The 26,224-nt window shown below is 41.6% G+C and carries 27 protein-coding genes; 1 reads left to right on the top strand and 26 read right to left on the bottom strand.

Translation table 11 applies throughout. The features are described from left to right. Nucleotides 1–112 precede the first annotated feature (112 nt). The 11 genes from dinG to ABC374_RS15125 all read right to left on the bottom strand — a co-directional run bounded on the left by dinG (nt 113) and on the right by ABC374_RS15125 (nt 11,087). Entirely contained in the window at nt 113–2,893 is a 2,781-nt protein-coding gene (gene dinG, locus ABC374_RS15075) for an ATP-dependent DNA helicase DinG (protein ID WP_413018696.1), read from the bottom strand. Nucleotides 2,894–3,053: 160 nt separating this feature from the next. Beyond that, complete coding sequence (gene panD, locus ABC374_RS15080; RefSeq protein WP_413018698.1) at nt 3,054–3,437, bottom strand: aspartate 1-decarboxylase; 384 nt, start codon at nt 3,435–3,437, stop codon at nt 3,054–3,056. Between the two features lie 25 nt (nt 3,438–3,462). Continuing rightward, nucleotides 3,463–4,311, bottom strand: a complete 849-nt coding sequence (panC, locus tag ABC374_RS15085) for a pantoate--beta-alanine ligase (RefSeq protein ID WP_350299346.1) — start codon at nt 4,309–4,311, stop codon at nt 3,463–3,465. Then, nucleotides 4,308–5,144 carry a 3-methyl-2-oxobutanoate hydroxymethyltransferase gene (gene panB / locus ABC374_RS15090; protein WP_350299347.1) on the bottom strand — a complete coding sequence of 279 codons (837 nt, stop codon included), beginning with the start codon at nt 5,142–5,144 and terminating at the stop codon, nt 4,308–4,310. Before panB ends, panC begins: the two co-directional genes overlap by 4 nt. Before the next feature lie 342 nt (nt 5,145–5,486). Continuing rightward, nucleotides 5,487–6,467: a biotin--[acetyl-CoA-carboxylase] ligase gene (locus ABC374_RS15095; RefSeq protein WP_413018701.1), complete on the bottom strand. Its 981-nt coding sequence runs from the start codon at nt 6,465–6,467 to the stop codon at nt 5,487–5,489. Further along, nucleotides 6,452–7,636, bottom strand: coding sequence for a CCA tRNA nucleotidyltransferase (locus ABC374_RS15100; RefSeq protein ID WP_413018703.1), 1,185 nt, complete (start codon nt 7,634–7,636; stop codon nt 6,452–6,454). The genes ABC374_RS15095 and ABC374_RS15100 overlap by 16 nt, the downstream gene beginning before the upstream one ends. A gap of 13 nt (nt 7,637–7,649) precedes the next feature. Continuing rightward, nucleotides 7,650–8,789: an N-acetyl-alpha-D-glucosaminyl L-malate synthase BshA gene (gene bshA, locus ABC374_RS15105; RefSeq protein WP_137015988.1), complete on the bottom strand. Its 1,140-nt coding sequence runs from the start codon at nt 8,787–8,789 to the stop codon at nt 7,650–7,652. 4 nt (nt 8,790–8,793) lie between these two features. Next, nucleotides 8,794–9,507 carry a bacillithiol biosynthesis deacetylase BshB1 gene (gene bshB1 / locus ABC374_RS15110; protein ID WP_413018705.1) on the bottom strand — a complete coding sequence of 238 codons (714 nt, stop codon included), beginning with the start codon at nt 9,505–9,507 and terminating at the stop codon, nt 8,794–8,796. Then, nucleotides 9,491–9,916, bottom strand: coding sequence for a methylglyoxal synthase (locus ABC374_RS15115; RefSeq protein WP_137015992.1), 426 nt, complete (start codon nt 9,914–9,916; stop codon nt 9,491–9,493). Before ABC374_RS15115 ends, bshB1 begins: the two co-directional genes overlap by 17 nt. Nucleotides 9,917–9,934: 18 nt before the next feature. Beyond that, nucleotides 9,935–10,735, bottom strand: coding sequence for a 4-hydroxy-tetrahydrodipicolinate reductase (gene dapB / locus ABC374_RS15120; RefSeq protein ID WP_137015994.1), 801 nt, complete (start codon nt 10,733–10,735; stop codon nt 9,935–9,937). Then, nucleotides 10,728–11,087, bottom strand: a complete 360-nt coding sequence (locus ABC374_RS15125; RefSeq protein ID WP_413018707.1) for a nucleotide pyrophosphohydrolase — start codon at nt 11,085–11,087, stop codon at nt 10,728–10,730. Before ABC374_RS15125 ends, dapB begins: the two co-directional genes overlap by 8 nt. A 166-nt stretch (nt 11,088–11,253) precedes the next feature. Between ABC374_RS15125 and ABC374_RS15130 the strand changes: the two genes are divergently transcribed. Then, on the top strand, nt 11,254–12,126 hold the full coding sequence (locus ABC374_RS15130; RefSeq protein WP_413018709.1) for a YitT family protein: 873 nt from the start codon (nt 11,254–11,256) through the stop codon (nt 12,124–12,126). Nucleotides 12,127–12,233: 107 nt separating this feature from the next. Here the strand turns inward: ABC374_RS15130 and ABC374_RS15135 are convergent, their stop codons facing one another. From ABC374_RS15135 to aroC, 15 genes are all read right to left on the bottom strand, one after another. Then, nucleotides 12,234–12,908, bottom strand: a complete 675-nt coding sequence (locus ABC374_RS15135; RefSeq protein ID WP_413018711.1) for a zinc metallopeptidase — start codon at nt 12,906–12,908, stop codon at nt 12,234–12,236. An 85-nt stretch (nt 12,909–12,993) separates the two neighbouring features. Beyond that, on the bottom strand, nt 12,994–13,779 hold the full coding sequence (gene ypjB / locus ABC374_RS15140; protein WP_101222408.1) for a sporulation protein YpjB: 786 nt from the start codon (nt 13,777–13,779) through the stop codon (nt 12,994–12,996). A 119-nt stretch (nt 13,780–13,898) separates the two neighbouring features. Then, nucleotides 13,899–14,495, bottom strand: a complete 597-nt coding sequence (lhaT, locus tag ABC374_RS15145) for a lipoprotein heptaprenylglyceryl N-acetyltransferase LhaT (protein WP_350299354.1) — start codon at nt 14,493–14,495, stop codon at nt 13,899–13,901. A 177-nt stretch (nt 14,496–14,672) separates the two neighbouring features. Then, on the bottom strand, nt 14,673–15,440 hold the full coding sequence (locus ABC374_RS15150; protein WP_137016001.1) for a menaquinol-cytochrome c reductase cytochrome b/c subunit: 768 nt from the start codon (nt 15,438–15,440) through the stop codon (nt 14,673–14,675). 56 nt (nt 15,441–15,496) lie between these two features. Next, nucleotides 15,497–16,171 (bottom strand): menaquinol-cytochrome c reductase cytochrome b subunit, encoded by a 675-nt coding sequence (qcrB, locus tag ABC374_RS15155; protein WP_034307974.1) that lies wholly within the window; start codon nt 16,169–16,171, stop codon nt 15,497–15,499. Between the two features lie 3 nt (nt 16,172–16,174). Continuing rightward, nucleotides 16,175–16,681 (bottom strand): Rieske (2Fe-2S) protein, encoded by a 507-nt coding sequence (locus tag ABC374_RS15160; protein ID WP_034307977.1) that lies wholly within the window; start codon nt 16,679–16,681, stop codon nt 16,175–16,177. Between the two features lie 160 nt (nt 16,682–16,841). Beyond that, on the bottom strand, nt 16,842–17,303 hold the full coding sequence (locus tag ABC374_RS15165; protein ID WP_413018714.1) for a YpiF family protein: 462 nt from the start codon (nt 17,301–17,303) through the stop codon (nt 16,842–16,844). A gap of 162 nt (nt 17,304–17,465) precedes the next feature. Beyond that, nucleotides 17,466–18,017 (bottom strand): ReoY family proteolytic degradation factor, encoded by a 552-nt coding sequence (locus tag ABC374_RS15170; RefSeq protein ID WP_241590168.1) that lies wholly within the window; start codon nt 18,015–18,017, stop codon nt 17,466–17,468. 41 nt (nt 18,018–18,058) lie between these two features. Next, nucleotides 18,059–19,330 (bottom strand): tetratricopeptide repeat protein, encoded by a 1,272-nt coding sequence (locus ABC374_RS15175; protein WP_413018717.1) that lies wholly within the window; start codon nt 19,328–19,330, stop codon nt 18,059–18,061. A 368-nt stretch (nt 19,331–19,698) separates the two neighbouring features. Further along, the gene (gene aroA / locus ABC374_RS15180; protein ID WP_413018719.1) at nt 19,699–20,985 is read right to left on the bottom strand and encodes a 3-phosphoshikimate 1-carboxyvinyltransferase; all 1,287 of its coding nucleotides are present in this window, start codon (nt 20,983–20,985) and stop codon (nt 19,699–19,701) included. Between the two features lie 23 nt (nt 20,986–21,008). Continuing rightward, nucleotides 21,009–22,112: a prephenate dehydrogenase gene (locus ABC374_RS15185; protein WP_402897402.1), complete on the bottom strand. Its 1,104-nt coding sequence runs from the start codon at nt 22,110–22,112 to the stop codon at nt 21,009–21,011. A gap of 47 nt (nt 22,113–22,159) precedes the next feature. Next, complete coding sequence (gene hisC, locus ABC374_RS15190; protein WP_413018721.1) at nt 22,160–23,272, bottom strand: histidinol-phosphate transaminase; 1,113 nt, start codon at nt 23,270–23,272, stop codon at nt 22,160–22,162. An 81-nt stretch (nt 23,273–23,353) separates the two neighbouring features. Then, nucleotides 23,354–23,722 carry a chorismate mutase gene (gene aroH / locus ABC374_RS15195; protein WP_101222417.1) on the bottom strand — a complete coding sequence of 123 codons (369 nt, stop codon included), beginning with the start codon at nt 23,720–23,722 and terminating at the stop codon, nt 23,354–23,356. 25 nt (nt 23,723–23,747) lie between these two features. Further along, a complete protein-coding gene (gene aroB / locus ABC374_RS15200) occupies nt 23,748–24,827 on the bottom strand; it encodes a 3-dehydroquinate synthase (protein WP_350299361.1) in 1,080 nt (359 codons plus the stop codon). Between the two features lie 3 nt (nt 24,828–24,830). Next, nucleotides 24,831–26,003: a chorismate synthase gene (gene aroC, locus ABC374_RS15205; RefSeq protein WP_350299362.1), complete on the bottom strand. Its 1,173-nt coding sequence runs from the start codon at nt 26,001–26,003 to the stop codon at nt 24,831–24,833. Between the last annotated feature and the right edge of the window lie 221 nt (nt 26,004–26,224).

Raw genomic sequence — 26,224 nt, forward strand, 5'->3', positions numbered from 1 at the left:
TGGTATGAATAGGATTTGAAGGCTTTACCACCTATCACATTATACCAGTTCAAAGGTTATTTTTCTTTATAAATTCATAAAAATTCCTGGATTAATGAATTATCAAGATCCTTTAAATCCACTTCTCTATCATTTCAGCCATTTCTGAAATAGTGCCTTGGTGCCAGTCCACTTCCGGAATGGCCTTTTGAAATTCAGGGCCGTATTTAGCAGTGATGATGCGGCGATCAAGTATAACCAAAATCCCTTTATCTTCTGGAGTGCGTATAAGCCTGCCGAAACCTTGTCGGAACCTTAATAGGGCTTCAGGTAATGAATACTCAGAGAATGGATTGCGCCCCTGCTTCTCGAGAAGTTGGCATTTTGCAGCTGTCACTGGTTCATCCGGCGGCGAAAAAGGCAGCCTGACAATGATTAAACAAGATAAATCCTCGCCAGGGATATCGACGCCCTCCCATAGGCTGGTTGTCCCAAACAGGACCGCTTTCTCGAAGTTTTGGAAATTCCTGAGCAGCCTCATCCGGCTTCCGCCAGAAATCCCTTGTGCAAACAGGGTGAACTCATCCAGGACCCCACTATCTTTGATGGAATGATAGGTCGCCCGCAGCATTTCATGCGAGGTGAATAATACCATCATCCTCCCTTTCGCTGCTTGAGCGGCAGCAATAATATGGTTTGCCGCTGTTTCGGAGAATTCCTCCACCGATAAGCAATTGATATCTGGTAGATCATTTGGAACCAGTACCTTTACGAGTTCCTTATAAGGAAAGGGTGAAGGAAAACTTGCTGTCTGCATTGGCTCATTCTCCAAACCGAGTTGTTCTTTAAAATACTTGAAAGAATCCTTCACCACGAGGGTTGCCGATGTCATGACCACACTTTTTTGGCGCCCGAAATAGGAATCCCATAGCCGTTTGCTTCCTGCAATCGGCTGAACCGTCAATGTCACCCCATGCTGGGGTGCTGCATTCGTATAATCAAGCCAATAAATATTTTCTTCGTGCGGCTTGATGAAGAATTCATGCAAGGAGTCCCTGGTATCTTGTAAATGTCCAAGCAGCACCTCGATATCATTCAAATGAAATAATGAATTTTTTCCTAAAGGGGACTCATTATTCAATAAAAGAGCCAATCTTTTCTCTAACTCCGTGATGATGTATCCTAATAAATCCACCAATCGCTCAGCGACCAGAATCGCTTTACCCCATCTTCCATCATCTATTTTGAATGAAAGCCGTTTCGGACTCATGGAACGTGAAAGTTTTTCCGCCTGATTGGAAATGTAATAAAAAAGCTGTTCGAATTCATAGGAAAAATCACTAAGCTTTTGATCTAATTCATGTGAAGACTTTCCATCCGTCAGTCGGTTATTTAAGAGCATCCTGTCCAATTTATATAATAATTGCTTTTGATCTGATGTCCCTAGTCTGTTCAAAATCGTCTTCACCGAAATGTAATTAAGCCTGCTCCCAAGCTGTTTGGATGCAGCCTGTTCCAAATGATGTGCTTCATCGAGTATCAAATACCCTTTTTTTGGAATCAAGGCATCTTCTGTAAGCAAATCCGTCATTAAAAATGAATGGTTAGTAATGATGATATCCGCCTTGGCAGCTGTTCTTTTTGCCCGTTCAAAAAAATCCAATTCAAGCCAGGGCTGTTTTAATCCGGCGTATGTAAGACCATCACTTTGAAGCCTATTCCAAAATAGCTGACCGCCGCTTGTAAGATTCAATTCATCTTTATCGCCTGTTACGGTTTCAGTAAGCCAAACCAATATCTGCATTTTCGTTAATGCCGTTTCATAATTATCTTCCTTCTCACGCAATGCCCTTTCGAACTTTGCCAAGCTCAAATAATTACTTCTCCCCTTTAGCAAAACAGCTTGAAAGGTAAAGGGAAGTATTTTTTTAAGCTTGGGAACCTCGTTTTGAAGTAGTTGATCCTGTAGCTGAAGCGTGTATGTCGAAACGACGACAGGTTTATGATGTTTTTTTGAAAAATAGACGGCCGGAAGCAGATAGCCTATGGATTTCCCAATCCCAGTCCCAGCTTCAATGATTGCATCCTGGCTCGATTCGAAGGAGTGGTGAATCATGTTCATCATATCAAGTTGTCCGCTTCTTGCTTCAAAGGCAGGGTATGCACTTTGAAGCATGGCTATTTTTTTCTCATCATCGAGCGGAAATTCCGCCCCCATATCTTTTTGATCACTTTCGTCTTCGGCCTTTTTAAATGCAAGGCCCCTATAAGTGATAAGATCAGGGGAATGGACTTCTGTTTTAGCAAGTTTGCTTGCAATGCAAGCATCTAGCAATTCGGAAATCTCACTTTGTAAGGAATATGATAATCGATATAACTGTTTAAGTGTCATCACTGGAAGATTCATCAGCTTTTTTTTCAATTCCAACAATAATAAAGCGGTCGCATATGCATCACTATCCGCTTGATGGGGCCTGGAATGATCCAGGTTTTCTTCTTTAGCCAGCTGGTGCAGCTTATATCCATCGGATGTTGGTTTTAATATTTTCGCTAATTCCACTGTATCAAGGGTGGAACCATAAAACGGCTCAAACCCGCATCGTACTAGTTCTTCCTGTAGAAAAGATAAATCAAATAAAACATTATGGGCAACAAAACAAGCCCCCTCTATAAGCCGGGCAATATTTTCTGCAACATCTTCAAAGTCAGGTGCATTTTTTACCGTCTCGTTGCTTATTCCGGTCAATTCTTCAATAAACAAGGAAATTTCCTGTCCAGGGTGGATATATGTGGAGTATTCATCCACAATTTGGTCATTTTCGATGACCACGCCAGCAAATTGAATAATCCTATCCCCTTTTTTCGGAGAATTCCCTGTTGTTTCCAAATCGACCACTACATATCGTTGCATCATGAATTGTACACCTCAAACTTCACTTTCTCCACTTCCTGATGGAATTCTCTTATCTTTTTTATACCATAATAATCGTAATAAAGGAAACAAGCGGTTCATCGACGGACGAAAAGGGCCGGCACCTGTATGCATGATCCTGCATATTGTGCCGGCCCTCCGCTTACATGATTGTAGCTGCAGGTTCGTTTGAAATCAGTTCAATGATTTTATTATTTTCATCCATGATCGCAACTTTTGGTTTATGATCCCCCAGTTTTTCCTCTGAAACCATCACATAAGAAATGATTATCACGATATCATCCGGCTGCACCAGTCTTGCTGCCGCTCCGTTCAAACACACGACACCGCTGCCCCGTTCACCCGCAATCACATACGTTTCAAGTCGTGCACCATTATTATTATTCACGATGGCGACTTTTTCATTAGGCAGAATACCAACCGCATCAATTATGTCTTCATCAATCGTAATGCTGCCTACATAGTTCAAATTAGCCTCAGTTACCCTTGCACGGTGGATTTTTCCATTCATCATCGTTCGAAACATCTCAATTCCCCCTGATCTTCATGAATTATTCTACATATAAAGTGATATTATCAATTAGTCTTGCATGCTTGAACTTTACAGCCATTGCAATGATGATGTTTCCAGCCAGCGATTCAAGCGGTTTAAGTTCCGGGTATTGATAGACTTCAATATAGTCGATCACGCCACTTGTGTGGGCACCAATATGTTCACTTACTAGAGCCGTGACGGTTGCTGCATTTCTTTCACCTGATTCAACCGCCTTTTTGGCCTTCAATAAACTTTGATACAGCTCTTTAGCCTCCAAGCGCTCCTGATCTGATAGGTTCACATTTCGCGAGCTCTTCGCTAACCCATCTTCTTCACGTACGGTATCTACAGCGATAAGCTGGATAGGGAAATTAAAGTCTTTGATCAGTCCATCTATCACGGCGACTTGCTGGGCATCCTTCTTACCAAAGTAAGCTCTATCAGGAAGAATGATATTGAAGAATTTCGTTAAGACTGTCGCAACACCATCAAAGTGTCCAGGCCTTTGTCTGCCGCATAAAACATCCGTCCTGCTTTGGACAGCAACTTTTACAGATGGTTCTTCACCGTACATTTCGTGGACTGTTGGATAGAAGAGATAATCAACTCCGCCATTGGCTGCGACTTTTTCATCCCGTTCCAAATCCCGCGGATATGTTTCAAAATCCTCATTGGGTCCAAATTGCGTCGGATTGACAAAAATACTCAATACCACAATGTCATTTTCTTTGCGCGCCTTTTCCAAAAGGGTTGCATGCCCCTCATGTAAAAACCCCATTGTCGCTACATAGCCAATGCTTTTGTTATTGTTTTTTTCCTCTCTAAGTGCCAATTGCAATTCAGCTGCTGATGTAAATGTTTTCATCTTTTCCCTCCGTAAAGTTCAGAAAGCTGCTCTTCCTTCATCGTGAATGTATGTTTCTCCGACGGAAAAACTTTAGATTTCACTTCATTCACGAAGCTTGTAATCGATTGGCCAATCAGTTCATTTGCATCTCCATAAACTTTTACGAATTTCGCCAGCCGGTCTACGCCATACTTGATGACATCATGGTAAACGAGGACTTGACCATCCGTTTCAGCACCTGCCCCAATTCCAATGGTTGGAATGTCAAGGTTCCGTGTGACGAGTTCTCCCACTTGATATGGAACACATTCTAAGACTACTAGCATCGCCCCCGCAGCTTCACACTTTTTCGCATCTTCCAAGAGCTGTGCTGCACTTTCGGCATCTTTTCCTTGCACTTTATATCCGCCCAGAACGCCGACTGATTGAGGAGTCAAGCCAAGATGGGCTACAACCGGGATGCCCGCCTTGGTCAATGCTGATATTTTTTCAACAACATCATCCGCTCCCTCAAGCTTCACGGCATCCGCATGACCTTCCTGCATGATCCGGGCTGCATTCTTGAGTGTTTCATCCATAGAAAGGTGATAGCTCATAAATGGCATATCCGTCACGACAAATGTATTTGGTGCCCCGCGTTTTACTGCCTTTGTATGATGGATCATGTCATTCACCGTAACTGGAATCGTTGACTCATATCCCAATACGACCATTCCTAAAGAATCTCCGACTAAAATCATGTCTACACCTGATTGTTCGGCTAACTTTGCTGACGGGTAATCATAAGCCGTCAGCATGACAATTTTCTCTTGATTTTGTTTCATTTTCAAAAAATCTCCGGACAATTTCATTACGTTTCCTCCTTTTAATGGAGGAGATGAAAACATCAGCGAAAACTGGTGTCTATACATTCATGCGCAAAAAAAGGACTGACTAAAAAAGTATCTGTTTCGCTACGAAAAATGGCTGAAAAAGCCACAATTCGATCAATAAACAGCACTTAGCTTTTTAGTCAATCCCTTTGTTTCATCAGAAGTTTCATCCCTCCGTCCCAGTCCAGTTCTCTGGATCAAGGCAGATTTTCAAATAATTTGGTATTTATGGGGGTGCAGTTCACATGAGATACTGCCCACTTGCATTATATCAAGCCAAATTGAATATTTCTATTTAATTTTCACGAATTTGACAAAAATCTACTGAATTTCAATATCTGCAGAATATATCGAATGTACGGTTCCTTTGCCGTCTTCAAGAAGTAAGACGCCTGAATCCGTTATGCCCAATGCTTTTCCGACAATCGTGTCATTAACGGTACTGGCTTTGATTACCTGTCCAAGACTGATCGCATAACTCTCCCATAAATCCTTTATTGGCATGAACCCTTGATTTAAATAGAGTTCGTACAAATTTTCCAGACGAAATAATGCTCGTTGAATGACCTTGGACCTTGAAACCGTCCCTCCACTTTCTATGAGAAGGGAAGACGCTTTTTCCTGCAGTTCTTCAGGAAAATCCTCCAATTGCTGATTGATATTCATTCCAATTCCGATAATGACAGAATGGATTCTATCTGACTCCGCCTGCATCTCCGTCAGGATGCCCACCACTTTCTTTCGATTCACCAAAATATCATTCGGCCACTTTATCTGCGGCTTCAAATCAGTGGTATCCTCTATAGCCTGAGCTACAGCGACCGCGGCCAATAATGTAAGTTGTGGAGCCTCATGAATCGGGATTTTCGGCCTTAGGATGAGACTCATCCATATGCCGCTGAATTTTGGGGAATGCCAAGATCTCATTAGCCTTCCTTTTCCGGATATCTGCTCCTCGGCAACGACGAGGGTCCCCTCCTGAACGCCTTCATTTGCGAGTTGATGCGCAATTTTTTGCGTGGATTCTACAGTTTCCTGATAGTGGATCATCTTGCCGATCGTTTTTGTTTCCAAGCCAAGCTGTATTTCGCTCTCGGACACTTTTTCCGGCGCTGATATGATCCGGTAGCCTTTTTTCCTTACGGCTTCAACATTATACCCTTCACTGCGCAAGTCTTCTATATGCTTCCAGACCGCTGTGCGCGAACAGCCAATGTATTCAGCAATTTCCTGACCGGATATAAACGCACCATCCGCTTTTGAGAGGGCTTCCATCAGCTTTGTTCTTAACTCAGATTGCATTTCACCAGCCACCTCTTTATTTCTTCTTTATCATTTTTTAATTCTTCATTCAAGACAGCTTTCAATATTTTTTCCAAGTATTCCTTGACCCATGGACCTGGCTTTTCTTGTTGCCAATTCAATAAATCCGTACCCGTGACGGCAAGATCCGACATTTGTTTTATAATAAGTTCATTGTAGCGTTGGTGTGCATTCTCTTCAGCATCCGATACGTTCCCGGCATTCAGTGCAGCTCTGACTTTAGCAGCTTGTACCGTTATGCCATGACCTGCCTGAAATACATCGATGGTTGCTGGTTCCTTACTCTTCACCAGCTTTATCGTACGTTGAACGTTTCTTATAGTTTTCAATGGCAGCTTCCATGCCCTCAAAGCCTCTTCGATTTCTTGATCCTTTGTGTGAATCATGATGATAGACCATATTTCTGCCGCATTCAGTTGATGAAGTGGCAGGTTCAGTAAGTCAATTAGATGATCTTTTTTACTGGAGAATAGAGGCAGGTATTGATATAATCCGCTTTCCAGCAAGAGTGAAAAAGCCCTTATCTTATTGGAGCCTGCCAATAGCTTCTCAAATTCAACCAGGATTCTTTCGACAGCAATTTCACTGATGATCTGGGCGTTCTCTTTAAGGGAATCAAAGGTTTTCTGATCCAGTTCAAAATCAAGTTGACTGACGAATCTTAAGGCACGCATCATTCTCAATGCATCCTCATGAAATCTTTCATGTGGGTTGCCAACCGTAATGATCCTTTTTTCAGCCAAATCTCGCTTACCATTAAATGGATCGATGATCTTACCGGTCTTATCCATTGCCATTGCATTCATCGTAAAATCTCTTCTTTGCAAATCTTCAGTCAAAGAACGGACAAATTGTACAGCATCGGGTCTGCGAAAGTCCGAATACCCGCTTTCCGTTCTAAACGTCGTAATTTCGTATGTTCCCGTATCCGTAATGACGAGCACTGTTCCGTGGTCAATCCCGATATCAGCCGTATTAGGGAAAATCCTTTTGATTTCCTGGGGTGTTGCGGAAGTGGCGATGTCCACATCGTTAATGGGCCTGCCAAGGATATAATCCCTTACAGAGCCGCCAACGAAATAAGCCTCGTATCCTGCTTCTTCAATCAATTCCAGAATGGGTATTGATTTTAAGAATAACCGATCCATCAGCATACCCTCCCTATTCCATGGATTTACCTTCAAGTGCTTGAATGTAGATTGCTTCATACTCAGCCATAATCGTATCACTGTGAAATTCAGTATTGGCCCTTTCCAGCGCAGCTTCAGAAAAACGTTTATGTAAAACCGGGTCGCTTAAAAGTCCAATCGCTTTTTCAGCAACCATTTTGACATCTCCCAATTCACAAATATAACCAGTCTCCCCGTCAACGATGACTTCAGGAATTCCCCCGATATTTGTCCCTATACAAGGAACTCCACATGCCATCGCCTCGAGCAGCACAAGTCCGAAACTCTCTTTTTCCGATAAAAGGAATATCAAATCACTGATTGAATATAATTCGGCAAGGTTATCCTGCTTACCAAGAAACAAGACCGAATCATCGATTCCAAGATCATTAGCCAATTTCAAAACGGTTGTCACTTCCGGCCCGTCCCCTACGAGGAGAAGCTTTGCAGGCATTTTCTTTTGAGTTAGATAAAACGCTTGGATGACGTCTTTCACTCGCTTGACCGAACGGAAATTCGAAACATGTATGATCACTTTTTCATCTTCACTGATTCCGTATTCATCCTTAAGGTAATCGGAATTGGATTTATGGTAATCTCTTTCATCAATGAAATTATAAACGGTTTTGATTTCCTTATCCGGTGCGATTAATTCATGCGTCTGCTGAACAAGGGAATTAGATACTCCTGTAACGACATCCGATTGCTCTATCCCGAATTTTATCAAATTGGTCAATGAGGGATCATGGCCTAATACGGTTATGTCCGTACCATGCAGTGTAGTAACGATCTTTACTTCATTACCTGACATCTGCTTTGCAAGGATTGCACAAACAGCATGGGGAATTGCATAATGAACGTGGAGAATATCTAATTTCTCCCGTTTTACGACATCCGCTATCTTGCTCGCAAGCGCCAGGTCATATGGTGGATATTGAAAGACTGAATACGAGTTCACTTCAACTTGGTGATAAAAAATATTACAGTACATCTTATTCAAGCGAAAAGGGAGGCTTGAAGAAATGAAATGTATTTCATGTCCTTTTTCTGCAAGCATCTTTCCTAATTCAGTTGCTACGACACCAGAACCCCCAACTGTAGGGTAACAGGTAATTCCAATTTTTAATTTCATAAGATTATTTTTCTCCTAACAAGTCGGCATCGATCAGTAACGGTTTTTTAGTCATGAATCCCTCCGCATAGGCGACACCCACTTCTTTACCGAACATCCGCTCCCGTGCCTCGACAGTCTCGATATAGCCATTAACCAGCGGTGTTTCTACAGATACTTGACTTTCTTCGAATTGGCTGCGATATGCCCTAAGGCTATCCAACTTTTTCGATATTGTGGAACTGATGTCCACGACGAAGTCCGGTTTGTGAAACCCATTGATCATATAATAGTACATATTTTGGACACGATGATAATCCATGCCTGCTTCTTCCATATACTTTCTTACTCCTGCCGAAAAAACTGCTTCCTCCACTAATTTTGCACAGTTACCATGATCGGGATGGCGATCTTCCAAAAATGGTGCAAATACAAGTGCAGGCTTATATTGGCGAATGACCGTAATGATTTGATTTATGTATTCCGCTTTCATGTATAGGCCCCGGTCGGGTAAATCAAGGGAAATCCTCTTCACCCCAAGGATTTCAGCAGCCTTATGCGCTTCCTCTTGCCGCAATGGAACGGTTCCATTGGAAGACATTTCAGCTTTTGTCAAATCACAAATGACAATTTTCCTGCCTTGTTGCGCATATTTGGCGATCGTGCCACCCATACCGATTTCAACATCATCCGCATGTGCGCCGAAAGCCAGAATATCTATGTTACTTTTGTTTATCATTTATCTCACCTTGTTTTTGCCGTAGTTTTAGCCAGTCCATATACCCATGTTTCAAACCTTGTATCAGCACTTCTGCCGTGCCCATATTTGTCGCCAAGGGAATTTCATAAACATCTGATAGGCGTATAAGCGCCGATACATCAGGTTCATGTGGCTGTGATGTCAATGGATCGCGGAAAAATAGGACCATGTCCATTTCTCCGCGCGCGATCATTGCACCTATTTCCTGATCCCCGCCAAGAGGTCCTGAATGAAAACGATGGACAGGCAGCGATACTTCTTCCATGATTCTTTTCCCGGTCGTTCCTGTAGCATATAATTCATGCTGCTCAAATACATCTTTATAGGCTGTTACAAATTGAATGATATCTTCTTTTTTCATATCATGGGCAATTAAGGCAATTTTCATCGTAAATCCTCCTGATCCCTATTCAATAATATTTTCCAGGCCGTATACAAGAACATCCAATTTCATGACGGTATCGACAGCAAGTTTGACTCCTGACATGAAGGAAGCTCGATTAAAGGAATCATGCCGAACCGTCAATAACTCTCCATCACTTCCGAAAAGCACCTGTTGATGGGCAACCAATCCAGGTAGCCGGACACTGTGGATATGCATGCCATCTACATTTGCGCCTCTTGCCCCCTGGATGGTTTCTTTTTCATTAGGGTGCCCCTGTTGTTTCGTTTCACGGACTGCTGCAATCATGTCTGCCGTTTTGGAAGCAGTTCCAGAAGGTGCATCCAGTTTTTGATCATGGTGCATTTCTATGATTTCCACATCCGGGAAGTACTTTGCGGCCATTTGGGAAAACTTCATCATCAAAATGGCTCCAATTGCAAAGTTTGGCGCGATGATGCAACCAATGCCCTTTTCTTTTGTTAATGAATCCAGCTTTGCTAAATCTTCCTTAGTAAAACCAGTCGTTCCCACTACAGGGCGGATGCCATGATTAAGTGCCGTTTCGGTATGTAGCATCCCTACTTCCGGTGTGGTCAAATCGATCAATACGTCCGCTTTTACGGAAGAAAAGCATTCATTTATATCCGAAAAAACCGGTGCTTCAATCCCGTGAAAACCTTCTATTGCGGAGAGGCTTTCCCCGTTATGCTTACGATCTATGACAGCTGCCAATTCAAACCCTTCTGTCCTATGTACAAGCTTCACCGCTTCATTTCCCATTCTGCCTCGTGGACCTGCTACAATCACTTTGACTTTACTCATCTTTACCTTCCTCCTCCATTTTTTCTTCTATTCTTGTCCATCTATCTTTATCACGGGTTGTGAACTTTTCCATGACCAAATCATGCGAGTTTTGAAGGTCAATCCCTAAAGAATTGGCAAAACAAATCAACACAAAAAGCATGTCCCCCAATTCCGCTTCAATCGTATTCTCTTCTTCTGTTGCCTTCTTTGGTTTTTCACCATGGTAATGATTGACTTCCCTAGCCAACTCCCCAAGTTCTTCAGACAAACGGGCCAGCATGGCCAGAGGGCTGAAATATCCTTCTTTAAATTGTCCTATGTATTGGTCGACTTCCGCTTGCATTTGTTGGATCGTCTTATGCTTTTCCATATAGTCACCCATTCTTGATTTTCGTTTTCAACATCATACCTTCTCCATGTTAGCTAAAAGTGAAACAGATGACAACAGATACGTTTGCGAATCAAAATTGCCCATAGTTGGTTAATTAGTTATAATAAGTAAATTAATGCTATGCAAACCTTTGGAGGTATGGGACATGCTTTTGGGCTTAAAATTGAAAAATATCATCTTCATCCTTTTTGGGGCTGGAATATTCGCCTTTGGCCTCGTGCATTTTAACATGCAGAACAACTTGGCCGAAGGCGGATTCACCGGTCTCACCTTGATTATATATCAACTTATCGGGATAAATCCTTCTTATTCTAATTTGATTTTGAATATTCCCTTATTTTTAATAGGGTGGAAATATTTAGGGCGCACATCTTTCTTATATACCATTATCGGAACGGTTGGCCTCTCCGTTTGGCTATGGGTTTTCGAGAGATACGAAATCGAAATCGATCTCGGAAACGATTTGATGCTGGTGGCATTGTTTGCCGGGGTCTCTGTTGGTGTCGGGCTGGGCATCATCTTTCGTTACGGCGGGACAACAGGCGGAGTGGATATCATTGCCCGTTTTGCCCATCGTTACTTAGGAGTGGGCATGGGACGGACGATGTTCATCTTTGATGCCGTCGTCATTGGCCTGTCCATCCTTACCTACCTGGATTACCGTGAAGCGATGTATACCCTCGTTGCCGTATTTATAGGTGCCAGAGTAATCGACTTTATGCAAGAAGGAGCCTATGCTGCTAGAGGTGCAATGATCATTAGTGATAAAAACATGGAAATTGCAGAAAAAATCATGAATGATATGGAGCGGGGCGTAACTGTATTAAGGGGATATGGATCCTTTACACGCAATGACCGGGAAGTACTCTATTGTGTTGTCGGGAAAAATGAGTTAGTCCGCTTAAAAAATGCCATAACATTGGTGGACCCTCATGCATTTGTATCAGTAAGTGAAGTTCATGATGTATTGGGTGAGGGCTTTACCCTTGATGAGAACAAGAATCCCATTGAAAGGTAATCCATTGATTAATGTTGCCCCGTCTAACTGCATTTTATTAGCAATGTGCAGCAAAAACTCTTTAAAATGAAAAGGACCCCATCCCAAGATGGAGTCCTTTTTTCAAATTAATCTTCTTCCCTCATTCCTGTATACATAAGCAGAAGACGAGCTAATTCCAGTACGGCTACAAGAGCGGCAGCAACATAAGTCATTGCAGCAGCACTTAATACTTTTTTCGTTTCCCGTTCTTCATCATTCCGGATGACCCCAGCGGAAATGAGTTGATCCATAGCCCTAGAAGAAGCATTGAATTCAACCGGCAGTGTTATCACTTGGAACAATACAGCGGCTGCCATAAATACGATACCCGCCAAAAGCAAATTAGGAAGTGAAGCTAGCATCCCGATTAAAATCAAAATCCAAGATATGTTAGAGCCAAAATTAGCTACCGGTACTAATGCATGGCGGAAACGCAAGAATGCATATGCTTCTTTATCTTGAATCGCATGTCCAACTTCATGGGCTGCAACAGCTACGCCGGCAACTGAATGGCCGTGATAGTTATCCGTTGATAAACGCACCGTTTTATCCCTTGGGTCATAATGGTCCGAAAGCATTCCAGGTGTCTCTTCGACCCTGACATTGAACAGTCCATTTTGATCCAAAATGGCACGAGCCGTCTCAGCACCATTCATTCCGGAAGAGGCCGATACCTTTGAATATTTTTTATACGTGCTTTTCACTTTCATTTGTGCAAAAATCGGGATTATAATAATAATCGCCAAATAAATGAAATACATGGTATCCTCCTATAACTCTTATTACCCTTAATTCTATGGATTGAAGGCACCCCTGTCAAATATAGTGTTCTCTACCCGTGTCTTTTTAATCATTATGCTCTTTCCTTGGTTTTTCCCTATCACCTTTATATTTTCTCCAGCCTACATAAGAAAGCGTCATGATTATGATTGAGCCTGTCGAAATGATGACCCACCAAAGGGAAGGATCTGCATCATCTTCACCCATATCATCAAAAATCGAGGTTAGTTCGTTTTGCAACGCATCCAGTTCCTCTTGATTATCTCCATCACTGATTACCTCCGGGCGGTATTGGTTGATGTATTGAATCCTCGTGTCCAGTTGCTGCATCGTTTCTTTGGAAAGGTCGACTTTCAAGCTTGGATATATCATTTCATATTGTGATAGGAATAAGTTCAATTGGCTATTGAATGTAATGGTGTCTTGTTTGATGGCGGCATTCTTTGTCTGCTGGAAAGAATTCATCATTTGATCCTCCATCTCTGTCCAAAGTGGCTGATGAGTAGACTTGACCGCATCAACAACAAGCCGGAACTTTGTAACAGAATTAACCTTTTCGGAATCTCCCTTGTTCATATCCTTTATTGTCATTAACGCTTCATTATGAGCTACAGTGATAATTCGAAGTTCGTCCATGTCAAGGATCTGCTCTTTCGCTGTATCTTTTAAAAACCGGTCAGAAAAAAACGTCAGCATCTTTTCCGAATCTCCATATCGCTTCAACTTGGTCATTTCCAAGGCTCTATCGGAAATGTCATCTAATTGCTCCAAACTTGAAGAGGATTCTGCATAGACAGGGAAATGTAAGACGACAAATAAAACAGCAATGGTTAATATGAATTTTTTCAACATGCTACTCGTCCCTCCTCATATCTCTACTAAAACGATATGAAAGAAAAAACATGAGTAGACCTCGTTCAACATAAAAAAGTTAACCATGCTTTTACAAAGCTGTATTTAGAGTTAACTTTTTAAGAAATGAAGGACAGAGTGAACCGCTTTTTTCTATATCCAAAGTACCAGCCGACAAAAATGGAAAGTATGCTGAGCCAAAAAGTGAAATAACCTATCGAGTCCATATACACCAATAAATCACGGTATATTGGCATCATTTCAAAAACATAGTCGATTATGTCATTATGTATGGTCCAAATCCCTGCCGCTATCAAGTGCCAAGGTTTTATTCGATAAAATGGTGCATATAATATTCCTTGAATCGCCATCCCCAAATGAGAAGCCATTAACATATAACCTTCCCAAGGCAGTGAGCCTGTAGTCACGAAGGTCATCAAATTCATTACAACTGCCCATATGCCATATTTGAATAGTGTCATTATCGCCAACGCTTCCATAAGTCCGAAATTCCTTCTTAACAGGAACCCCAATAAAACAAAAACAAAAAACAGGCTAGCTGTCGGGCTGTCCGGTACAAATGCCAAAAAAATAGTAGGAGTGTTTTCCAATTGACTTCCATACCAATAATATCCATAGGCAGTTCCGAATATATTTATCATTAATAACAAAACGAGCATTTGCCGATTTGCAAGCCAACTGTAGATAACATTCATTCTTTTACCCTCACTTACATTCTCATGTATACTCATTTTACAGGCCATCAACCAGAAAACCAAGCATTCATTTCAATTTCTTCTCATTTACGCTTCAATTTACCAATAAAAAAGCCGACAACCGTAGTCGTCAGCTTCATTTGCAGCATATGAAAGAAAATGCTGTGGATGGCTATTTTATTTTGCCGATAAACCAGATACAAATTCAGCTAATGTTGCCAATTCTTCATCTGTACCTTTGAACATGCCAGCTGGCATTGCGCCCTGGCCTTTGACTGCGATTTTAGAGATTTCTTCTGGGCTCAAGCCAGTGTCAATTAAGCTTGGCGCTCCTGCTCCACCAGTTAACTCTGCTCCGTGACAGCTAATACAGCCACTGGAATCCATCAGTTTGTACCCATCACTCTCTTTATCAATGTCTGCACCTTCCACGATCGCTCCTTGTTTCTTGGAAGCTTCCCAATCGTGGTGGGCTGCTGACTCCCATGTTAAATAGAAAACGCCAGCAATTGCCAAGAGCATGAAACCTACAGCAAAAGGACGTTTTGCCGGGCTCCGCTCTGGACCACGATCTAAAAAAGGCGCCAAGAGCAAAGCTCCAAAAGCCAAACCAGGTATTACTAAAGCCCCGATTGCATTATAAGGGCCTGAAGCATAGGTATACTTAAGTAATTGGTAAAGGAATAGGAAATACCAGTCTGGCAGCGGAATATACGCTGTATCTGTAGGATCTGCTATCCTTTCCAATGGTGATGGATGTGCGATTGTCAGGCATAGATAACCTACAAGAAATACAGCTCCTACCATCCATTCTTTTAAAAGGAAATTAGGCCAAAATGCTTCAGTTTTCCCAGGATATTCTGAATAATCTTTCGGAATATTCGGTTTACGGTCCGCGGAGATACGCGAGTCACCTACGAATTTCATACCTTTCCCACGATGCATTGAACAATTCCCCTCCTTTATGAAAAGGTTTATTTGGTTCTTGGTTCACCATTCTTTTAAAGTGGACCTGAAATACCTTGTTTTCGGATCATCAGGAAATGAGCCGCTAGTAAAGCAAATAATGCTGCAGGCAGGAAGAATACATGAATTGCAAAGAATCGTGTCAATGTCTGTGCTCCAACGATCGTTGGATCTCCTGCTATCAATGTCTTGAGTGCCGGTCCCATTAACGGTACCGATTCGACAATTGTCAAAGTAACTTTCGTTGCGAATAGCGCTTTCATATCCCATGGCAATAAATAACCAGTCAAGCCTAATGCCAGCATGATGAAGAAAATCAATACGCCGACCATCCAGTTCAATTCACGCGGTTTTTTGTAAGCTCCCTGGAAGAAGACACGAAGAGTATGTAAAAACATCATAACTATAACTAGACTTGCTCCCCAGTGATGCATACCACGGACAATTTGACCGAAGGCAACTTCATTTTGTAAATAATAAACAGATTCCCAAGCGTTTTTAATGTCTGGGACATAGTACATCGTCAAGAACATGCCTGACAAGATTTGGATGACCGTAATAAAGAAAGTTAACCCACCAAAACAATATACGAATGCAGAAAAATGATGTGCGGGGTTAACATGTTCAGGAACCTCATGGTCAGCAATATCCCGCCATAACGGCGTAATATCTAAACGCTCGTCCACCCAGTCATATAACTTTGTTAGCAATGTTTACGCCTCCCCATGCGGTTTTAGTTGACCCAAATAAAGTATTCCATCTTTTTCTTTCGTGTCAAAGACATCCAATGGTGAAACCGGCGGTGTCCCTTTCACATTCATCCCATCTTTCGTATACCTGCCATAATGGCAAGGACAGAAAAATTGATTCGGATTAGTCTTATCCGTATTCCAGCCTACCGTACAGCCTAAATGTTTACAGATTGGAGATAAAGCAACGATCTTACCATCATCCGTTTTGTAAACCCAAGCCGTATTTGTTTCTTCAGATTCATACCACCCATCGACCTGTTTAAAACTAAAGTCGACACGGGTTGGTTCGGTAGTCAGTTCACCTACCTTCTGCTTAGTTGCAACGTAATCCCCGCCTTTATCTGCTGATAATACAGGATCAATTGCAAACCTAACCATAGGCATCAACATACCGGCCGCCATAAATCCACCAACGCCAGTAAGTGTGTAATTAAGGAATTGACGTCGTGAAACATTATGCTTGCTCATGCGTTTTCCCCCCCTCTATTACTATACTGAGAGCCCAAAGGACCAATAAATAGCGACACTATAAAACTAGGACATTTCCATGATATCTCAATAATTTACCAAGGTCAATATTTGTAAAACCCAAAAGGTGGCAACTATGTGTCAAATAATGCGAAAAATCCTACTTTTTTTCATTTTTCCAATTATAAGAGAAAATATCAAGGATTTGGATAACTTGCTGGTGAATCATTTCCCTTGCTTGTTCGATTTCAAGCGCTTCCAGCGGGATGGCAGGAATCCATACTAAATTATTTTCTAATTCCCGCTCCTCCTTTTTCCACTCAAAATCCGATGTAAGAAAAAAAACATGCTTGAAATTATTTTCTTTCACTTCATTGGCCCAACGTTTTAACCGCTCAACCTTATCCAATTCATCACTTAAATAATGAAATGTTGGCAATAAAAGAATTCTTCCTTTCATCTGCTTTTCAATTTCCAAGCTTAAAATGGTAAGAAATTCATTCATTGAGCCCGTTTGCTTCATTTGTCCTCGAAAAGATAGGGGAACCAAAGGAATCAAAACGGTATCCACATACTCTTTTGACTGCATATACATGTCAAGATCTTTTGCTGTCCACTTCATGTTTTTTCTTCACTCCCGATTTTTTAAATCAACTCCTTATCATTTTACCATTATTTTTATAACATCTTTACCATATACCCATAGTCTTTACAAAAATGTGGATTTTATCAATGTTTTATAAAAAATAAAAACCTTTCCTGATTACGGAAAGGTCAATTTATTTCATCCAAGTACTTTTAATTGATTCAATTGTTCGGTCAAGTTCTTAAATGCTAGTTCATCATGCTTATCAAGGGCTTCATCGATTTCCTTAAGCAAACGGTCCCTTTGGAAATACAACATGCTTCTTTCCAAAAATTGTTCAGCCAGCAGCTGGTCTTTTTCATTCGACGCCGTTGATTTCGGCATGAAGGGGTTGTTCTCGAGTACCGCTGCATATTGATAGGAAGAATAAGACGATTTAAAATTAAGCTGAATATAAATGTCTTCATCCCGATTTAAACGGATATCATGAAAAGATTTCTCTGCATCGGTCGTCATGATGTTGGACTTATAGAACCTGAAAGGGACCTCATCCACACAATGTGTCGACATAATCAGTCCACGTGGGCAATATTGTGCATTTTCTACAAAATGAACCTTTTTCATTAGTTGATCATGACTCATTAAGTAATTCAAAATCCACACACATTCTCTTCGTTTCAGTTGATAATGATTTAAAAACCACCGAATAAAATCCTTCTTCTCATTCACAGAAACAGGGGCAGCCACCATGAATTCCCTCCTCTGTCTAGATTTAGTTTCGTTTCACTTATCTACATTTCATCTGTGCTTTCACCTAGCCGCTCCAATATCATCGCATACTCATCATTCGCCGGGTTCATCTCAAGGAGCTTATTAAATACTTCTCTAGATGTGGCTCTGTCTCCTTCTTCAATTAAAAAGAAACCATAATCTTCAAGGAAATCTTGATTGTTCTTGAATGAATTATATGCTTTATGATAGCTGGTTAATGACTCTTTAAATTGTTCAGTATTCTGATATGATACAGCAGCTATCCATTCAAACTGCGGATCATCCTCACCATATCGCCTTACTTCACCAATACACTCCAATACATCTTCATACCTTTCGTGGTGCATATACAATTTCAAGAGGGTGAGTGCAGCTTCCAGGTATCCCGGATCAATGGCCAGTGCTTCTTTAAATAGATTTTCCGCCTCTTCATCAAGCCCGCTTTTCAAGGCAATTTTTCCACCGAAGAAGTAAAGTTCCTTATTGAATTCATCAGCCTTGATTCCTTCTTTGACTGTTTTCAAGGCATTTTCCAGATCTTCAAGATGTTCATAACTCTTTGCCAGGTACAAATATAATGAATGGTATTCATGATCTAATTCTTTCAGTTCAATGAACTTTCGTACGGCTGTGTCATAAAGACCTGCCTGAAAAGCTGTAAATGCATATTCAAATAGGGTATTGATTTCAATTCCATCCTTTAAGGCCTTTTCAAAGTGCGGAAGGGCCTCCTCGAACTTCCCCGAACTGCTTAATGCTTCAGCAAGCCTCTGATTGACATTAACACCAGCGATTTCTTGTTCCTGTTCCAAAACCTTTATGTAATTTGCAATGGCTTCCTGATCCCTTCCTTGATGAAAGAACAGTTCAGCTAGTGCAAAATCAATGATGATCTCATCTGGAAGCATTTCCTTGGCCTGCAGTAATTTCCTTTCGCTGACCTCGTCCATCCCCTGTAATTGATAGAGGTCCGCTTCCAAAAGCAAAGCACTTGGATATACTTCATCATCTGCACTTACTTTTTCAAGCATTAGCATCGCTTCATCTTCCTGGTCCATGTCAATCAGGATTTCCGCCAACGAAACAATTAATTCTCCTTCATCGGGATAGAGTTGCAGCAGATGTTCATAAAGATCCTTTGCCTCCTCCGCAAAACCAAGCTGGAGCATTTCTTCGGCCAGCAACAATATGTCCTCTGCTGACTCTGATGATTTAATTCGATTTATATGTTTAAGAGCTTCTGTTAATTCCCCTTTTTTTAAATGCTTTATAACTTGTTCCACTGTGTTCATTGTTGAATCCTTCCTTTTGCATGATAGACTTGGTCCCTAGTCATACACACTCACGCCATAATGTAGCATAATCTGCCATTAAGAAAAAATACCATATAATCGCGAAATGCATAGTAAACAGTATTCATTAGTTTACCATACTGTAGCCCTGTATTCCATTGATGAAGTCCCCTCCCATTCTCATTAAAAAAAGGTTACTAGTTAATTCTCCACGCTATGGTAAATCTCCTTTTTGATCATGAACCCCATTTTCATTATTTTCATGATCAATACAGGTACAAAAAAGCCCGAATGTTAGCGCTTTCAACACTTTTCAGCATTTAAAAAAAGTTTACAGACCAAATAAGGTATGTAAACTTTTTTTATATTCACTTTATCAATTGCGTCAAATGCCCAAAAAATTGTGGATATGATACATCTATGGCATCAGGGTCAGCGAGTTCCACTTCCCCATCCGTTATCAAAGCCGCTACAGCAAGCATCATCCCGATACGATGGTCCCCATGGCTTGTAACCTTACCACCATTCAAGGCTCTACGCCCTTTGATGATCAATCCGTCTGCTGTCGGGGTTATATCTGCGCCCAGGACGGAAAGCTCATTTGCAACGGTATCAATTCGATTCGTCTCTTTCACTTTAAGTTCTGCTGCATCCTTGATTGTCGTTATCCCTTCAGCCTGTGTCGCCAAAAGTGCAATTACCGGTATTTCATCGATGAGACGGGGAATTAAATCACCGCTGATGGTCGTTCCCTTTAGCCGGGAGCTTCTGACAGTGATGTCTCCTGCAGGTTCACCCTCGCTCGTCTTCTTCTCTATCGTAATATCCGCCCCCATCGATTTCATGACTTCGATAATTCCAGTCCTTGTCGAATTAAGGCCGACATTCTTTAATACCACTTCACTATTTTCCGTAATCGCTGCAGCCACCATGAAGAAAGCTGCTGAAGAAATATCACCCGGCACATGGATGGTAGTCCCTTTGAAGACTTGATTTCCGCTTACTTTAATCGTTTGTCCGTCTTTTTCGATTTTTCCGCCAAACTCTTGGATCATTCGTTCTGTATGATCCCGGGTCTCTTCCGGTTCGATAATGATCGTTTCACCTTCTGCCTGTAAACCGGCCAAGATTATCGCTGATTTCACCTGCGCACTTGCCACAGGCAATTCATAGCGAAACCCTTGTAACTTTCCTCCTCTTATGGCGAGGGGGGTGTATTCGGCTCCTTTTCGGCCATCAATGACCGCTCCCATTTGACGAAGAGGGTTGACTACCCTGGTCATTGGACGTTTAGCTATCGATTCGTCACCTGCCAAAACGGCCGAAAATTCCTGTCCTGCCAAAATGCCCATCATTAACCTGATCGTGGTACCAGAGTTTCCGACATCCAGTACTGATTCTGGTTCCTTTAATCCATTAAAACCATTGCCTGCAATTTTGACATGCTGGCCATCTTGTTCAATATGAACTCCAAGCTGCTTAAAACAGGAAATCGTACTTAAACAATCTGCTCCTGGAAGAAAATTAGTGACTGTCGTTTCCCCCTCGGCAAGGGCTCCGAACATTATCGAACGATGGGAGATCGACTTATCTCCAGGTATGGCAATCGAACCACGTAATGATTGGATGTTCGTTTGTAATTTTTTTGTATTCATAAAACCATCCTTCCCTATAAATGTTATGCCAGGATCGTTTCATAATCTGTATGTCTTGAAATACACTCTGCAGCTTTTATGCGGTCAACATCTGTTTGGAAGCTGATGACCAGCACACCGTATATCTCTTCCCTGGTTTCAATGATCCTTATGTTTGTAATGCTGATACCTTCTTGTGCCAAATATCCGGTAATCTCAGAAATTATTCCGGCATAATCCGGTATATCGATATATAAATCATAAAACGCTGGTATGGCGCCTTTCGCATGCGTTGGCAAATCATCCCTGAAAATCTTGGCATCGGTAAAGAATCGAAGGATTTCTTCACTATCTTCATTCGCAACCAAGCCTTTTATATGCTCCATTTCATTCAGCCAATCATTCATTAATTCAAGTAACACATCCCGGTTATGTAACAAAATGTCACGCCACATTTCCGGACTGCTTGAAGCAATTCTTGTAATATCTCGAAATCCACCTGCTGCAAGCCTTGAAATCAATTTATTTTCCTTACTGTAATTTTCTGCCTGCTTAACGAGCCCCGATGCGACAATATGCGGGAAATGACTAATGACCCCAGTCAGCTTATCATGTGTGGCAGGACTCACAACCAGAAAGTTCGCTCTTGTTCCTTGCAGCCACCCTTTCAGCTGCTCGACTTTTTCTTCTTCAATGGAATCTCCTGGAGTAAGCAAATAAAATGCATGTTCGAATAAATGCAATTTGGCTGCCGCAGCACCGCTTTTATGGGAACCAGCCATAGGGTGTCCCCCGATGAAGGCCACCCCTTTATCTATCAATGGTTTTGCTGCCTTAACGACTGTATCCTTCGTACTTCCTGCATCCGATATGAGGACATCACTCTTCAAATCCATCTCAGCCAATTGAGCTAAAATTTTCACGGTTTCATTGACAGGCACAGCAAGTAGAATCAAATCAGCATCACATGCTCCCGCTTCCAATGATGATACAGAATCATCAATGATCCCCAATAGCATCGATAGTTGAATATTCTTTTCACTTAGGTCCGTACCAACAATCACGGCTTCAGGATGTGCATGGCGTACAGCCATGGCCAGTGATCCGCCAATTAGACCTAGACCTATTACAAAAACCTTACCCTTCACTCTTCTCTCCCCCGCATCTTTTATGCTCCTCTAGGTTTGATGAAACGTTAAAGCAGCGAATCAGAAGGTGCCTCAACTTCATTCAAAAAAGCTTTAATAGCGTTAATCATTCCTTCATTTTCTTCCGTAGAACCAACCGTGACCCTTAGGCTGTTAGGAAAACCGAAGGATTTCCCCGACCTTGCAATGTATCCGCGCTCAAGCAAATATTGAAACACCACATCGGCATCCTGTTTAAAATGGATAAAGATGAAATTACCTTGTGACGGGTAATAAGCTAAATTTTCCTTATTGCAAAATTCATAGTACTGCTTGAGCCCTTTTTGATTTTCATCCTTGCATTTTTCAATGAAGGCTTGATCTTCCAAAGCGACGATAGCAATATTCTGTGCGAATGTGTTGACATTGAATGGTTCCCGGGATGGATCTAGTTTCTGGATGATATCATCATCCGCCAATCCGTACCCTACCCTAAAACTGGCAAGTCCATAGATTTTTGAGAATGTCCGGAGTATGATCAAATTTTTATATTTATTGACCCATTGATTCGTTCTCGGGTAATCCTCAGCCGTTGCATATTCACAGTACGCTTCATCCAAAACGATAAGTACATCTTCCGGCACTCTTTCAATGAATGATAATAAGTCCTGTTCCGAAATGTATTTACCTGTTGGATTATTTGGTGTACAAAGCCAGACAACTGCTGTTTTTTCATCTATAACTTTAAGCATTCCTTCTAGATCATGAGCACCATCAATATGAGGAACTTCCCTGATTTCCGCACCTTCTAGCGTGGCATTATGGCGATACTGTGAAAAAGTGCCTGTTGCCATGACCGTATTCTTTCCAGCTCCCAATAGGCTTCGGGAGATGATTTGAATGTTCTCATCAGATCCATTTCCAAAAATAAGCTGAGTTTCTTTCACACCTGTATGTTTTGCAACAGCTTCCCTTAGCATCGTTGCATACCCATCTGGGTAGATGGCAAACGAATGGGTTGAATTCCTAACGGACTCCTTTACTTTTTCCGAACAGCCGAAAGGATTTTCATTTGAAGCTAATTTCGTGATTTTTTCCAACCCGTATAATTTTTTCACTTCATCAGTGGATTTTCCCGGTTGATAAGACTTCAAGGAAAGGACCGCTTCATTCCATTTCATGTCAATCACCTCTATATTTTTATCACTTTAAAGTAAGAAAGTGTGAGAATAGTATATCATATTCATAGATTTAAAATCATCTTATATCTGCTTTGTCAAATCTGGCCGTAATACCGTAGCCCCTGCCTGGTATACATGCTGTATCTCTTTTTGAGATTTCGTCGTATTTACATGGATCATGACCCGAATGCAAAATGGCAAGGAATTGCTGACCGGTATTTCTTTCATGCATGTAACCGGTACATAAGTCCAGCCTTCGAATTTCCTCAAGGCTTTGGCAGGGAAGACAGAACGAATCTCTTCCGTAGCAGAAAAAAACACAGAAGCTACCATTTCGGGATCAATCTCGTTGACCTGAATGATCTCTGCCATCAACTTTTCGGCAGCGGAAATCACTTCCATTTCCGTGTCTCTTTCTACAGTAGTGGCACCCCTTATTCCTCTTATCACACATAGTCCCCCCTTCTCCTGAACTCTATATCATATCCGCCATTTCCTCCATCAGCTCAGAGTCGGCTATATCCATTAATAGCGGTGACCCCACTTCGTTTAGCAGGACAAAAGTAGCTGAATCATTGACCGATTTTTTGTCTGTTTTCATTAATTCAAGCAGCATTGCATGTTCAAGCCTGGTTGGGATCGTTATTTGATAACCTAAAGAAGATACCCAGCTAATAAACTCATCCAGTTTAAAATCGAGATCTACTTTCTTTCTGCTTAATTTAAGGGCATAAACCATCCCGATTAAAATGGATTCCCCATGCGTAAAGTTTCCGTACCCCATTGAACCTTCCACTGCATGTCCGAGCGTATGACCAAAATTCAAAAAGGCACGAATGCCGTTTTCCTTCTCATCCTCTTCGACAATTTTAGCTTTAATTCCAATCCCTTTTGTAATCATTGTCAGGAATTGCTCATCCGTTATATCATTCAAATCAACAATATTCGACTTTAACCATAGATAAAACTCATTATCGGCTATCAATGAATGTTTAATGACTTCTGCAAAACCTGACCTTAATTCTTTAAGAGGCAGAGTTTTTAAAAATTCAAGATCATAAATGACCGCTTCAGGCTGATGAAAGGCTCCAATCATATTTTTCCCTAACGGGTGATTGATGGCAACCTTGCCGCCCACTGCACTATCGTGGGCGAGTAAAGTCGTCGGAACCTGTATAAATGGAATCCCTCTCATAAAAGTAGCCGCAACGAATCCAGCCAAATCACCTACTGCACCACCGCCAAGGGCGATAATCAATGATTTGCGATTAATCTGTTGAGTTAAGCAGAAGCTTTGGCATTCATAAAACACATCGAATGTTTTAGCATGCTCCCCTTCTGGCACTACATGATGCAGGACAGGTTTCCCCGTCTTGATCAGGGCGTTTTTCACGGTCTGCAAATGAAGTGCCGCCACTTTCTCATCAGTTATGATCAGAATCTTGTTTAGATGATTTAATTCATGTGATATTAATTCGGGCAATTCATTTATTGCCTTCTTGCCAATTAAAACCGGATATTGCTTGGAAGCCGTTTTTATTTGGATGGATTCCATGATTTAAAACCCCTTTACTTCTTCCCGATATGATCTTACGTATTCCGCTAATTGCTCATAACGATCTGAAGGGAATTGATCAACGATGGCAGCCGCCAGTTCCCATGCTACTACCGCCTCAGCAACCACTGCTGCAGCAGGAACCGCACAACTATCGGAACGTTCGACACTTGCTTCAAACACTTCCTTCGTATCAATATCAACGCTTTTCAAAGGTTTATATAAAGTGGGGATCGGCTTCATCACACCGCGTACAACTATCGGCATTCCAGTTGTCATACCGCCTTCAAAACCGCCAAGGCGATTGGTTTTCCGGTAATAGCCCTGTTCTTCGTCCCATGCGATTTCATCATGGACATCACTGCCAAATAGATGGGCAGCTTCAAAACCAAGACCTATTTCCACCCCTTTAAATGCATTGATGCTCATTATCGCTGCGGCTAGTTTTGCATCAAGCTTACGGTCATAATGCACATAACTTCCTACACCCACCGGCATTCCTTCTACAATGACTTCAACGATGCCGCCGATGGAATCTCCTTTTTGTTTCGCTTCATCAATTGCATCCTTCATCTGCTGTTCTACGTTTTTGTCAAAACATCTAACAGAAGATTCTTCTGTTACTTGTTGCAATTGCTGAATACTTTCGTATTTTGGCGGTTCTGCCTTGACTCCGCCAATTTCCAAAACATGAGATGCCACTTCTATCCCCAATAAAGACAATAGCTTTTTAGCGACAGCTCCTGCTGCCACCCTTACTGTCGTTTCACGGGCTGAAGAGCGTTCCAGAACATTTCGCAAATCGCGGTGCCCATATTTAATCCCGCCGTTCAAGTCGGCATGACCAGGACGTGGCCGGGTGATTTTACGTTTAATTTCTTCAGCTTCCTCTTCTGAAAGCCCTTCGCTTCCCATAATCTTTGTCCAATGCTTCCAGTCATCGTTCTCAACCACCAAAGCAACCGGTGAACCGAGTGTGTAGCCATGTCTGATTCCAGAAGAAATAAAAGCCTGATCTTTCTCGATCTGCATCCTTCTTCCACGTCCATGCCCTTTTTGCCGGCGCCCTAATTCTTGATTGATATCCTCTTTCGAAATCGGCATTCCTGCCGGTAATCCTTCAATGATAGTAGTCAGTTGCGGACCATGTGATTCTCCCGCTGTTAAATATCTCATCTTCCAGCCCCCTTTTAGCACTTTAAAGTGTATATGTATCAATATACCACAATTTTATGAAATGTGGGTATATGTAAAACGTAAAAACCATATTGTTTGAATTTAATCACTTTTCTTTCTATTTTACAAGTACTTAAACATTTTCGATATAGTTTATTCTTTCAAATTAGAGTTCTACTGGAATTGCTATTACACGGCAAACGAAAAGGGACTGAATGCGC

Origin of the sequence: Peribacillus phoenicis (assembly GCF_047238085.1) — a bacterium.
GTDB lineage: Bacteria > Bacillota > Bacilli > Bacillales > DSM-1321 > Peribacillus.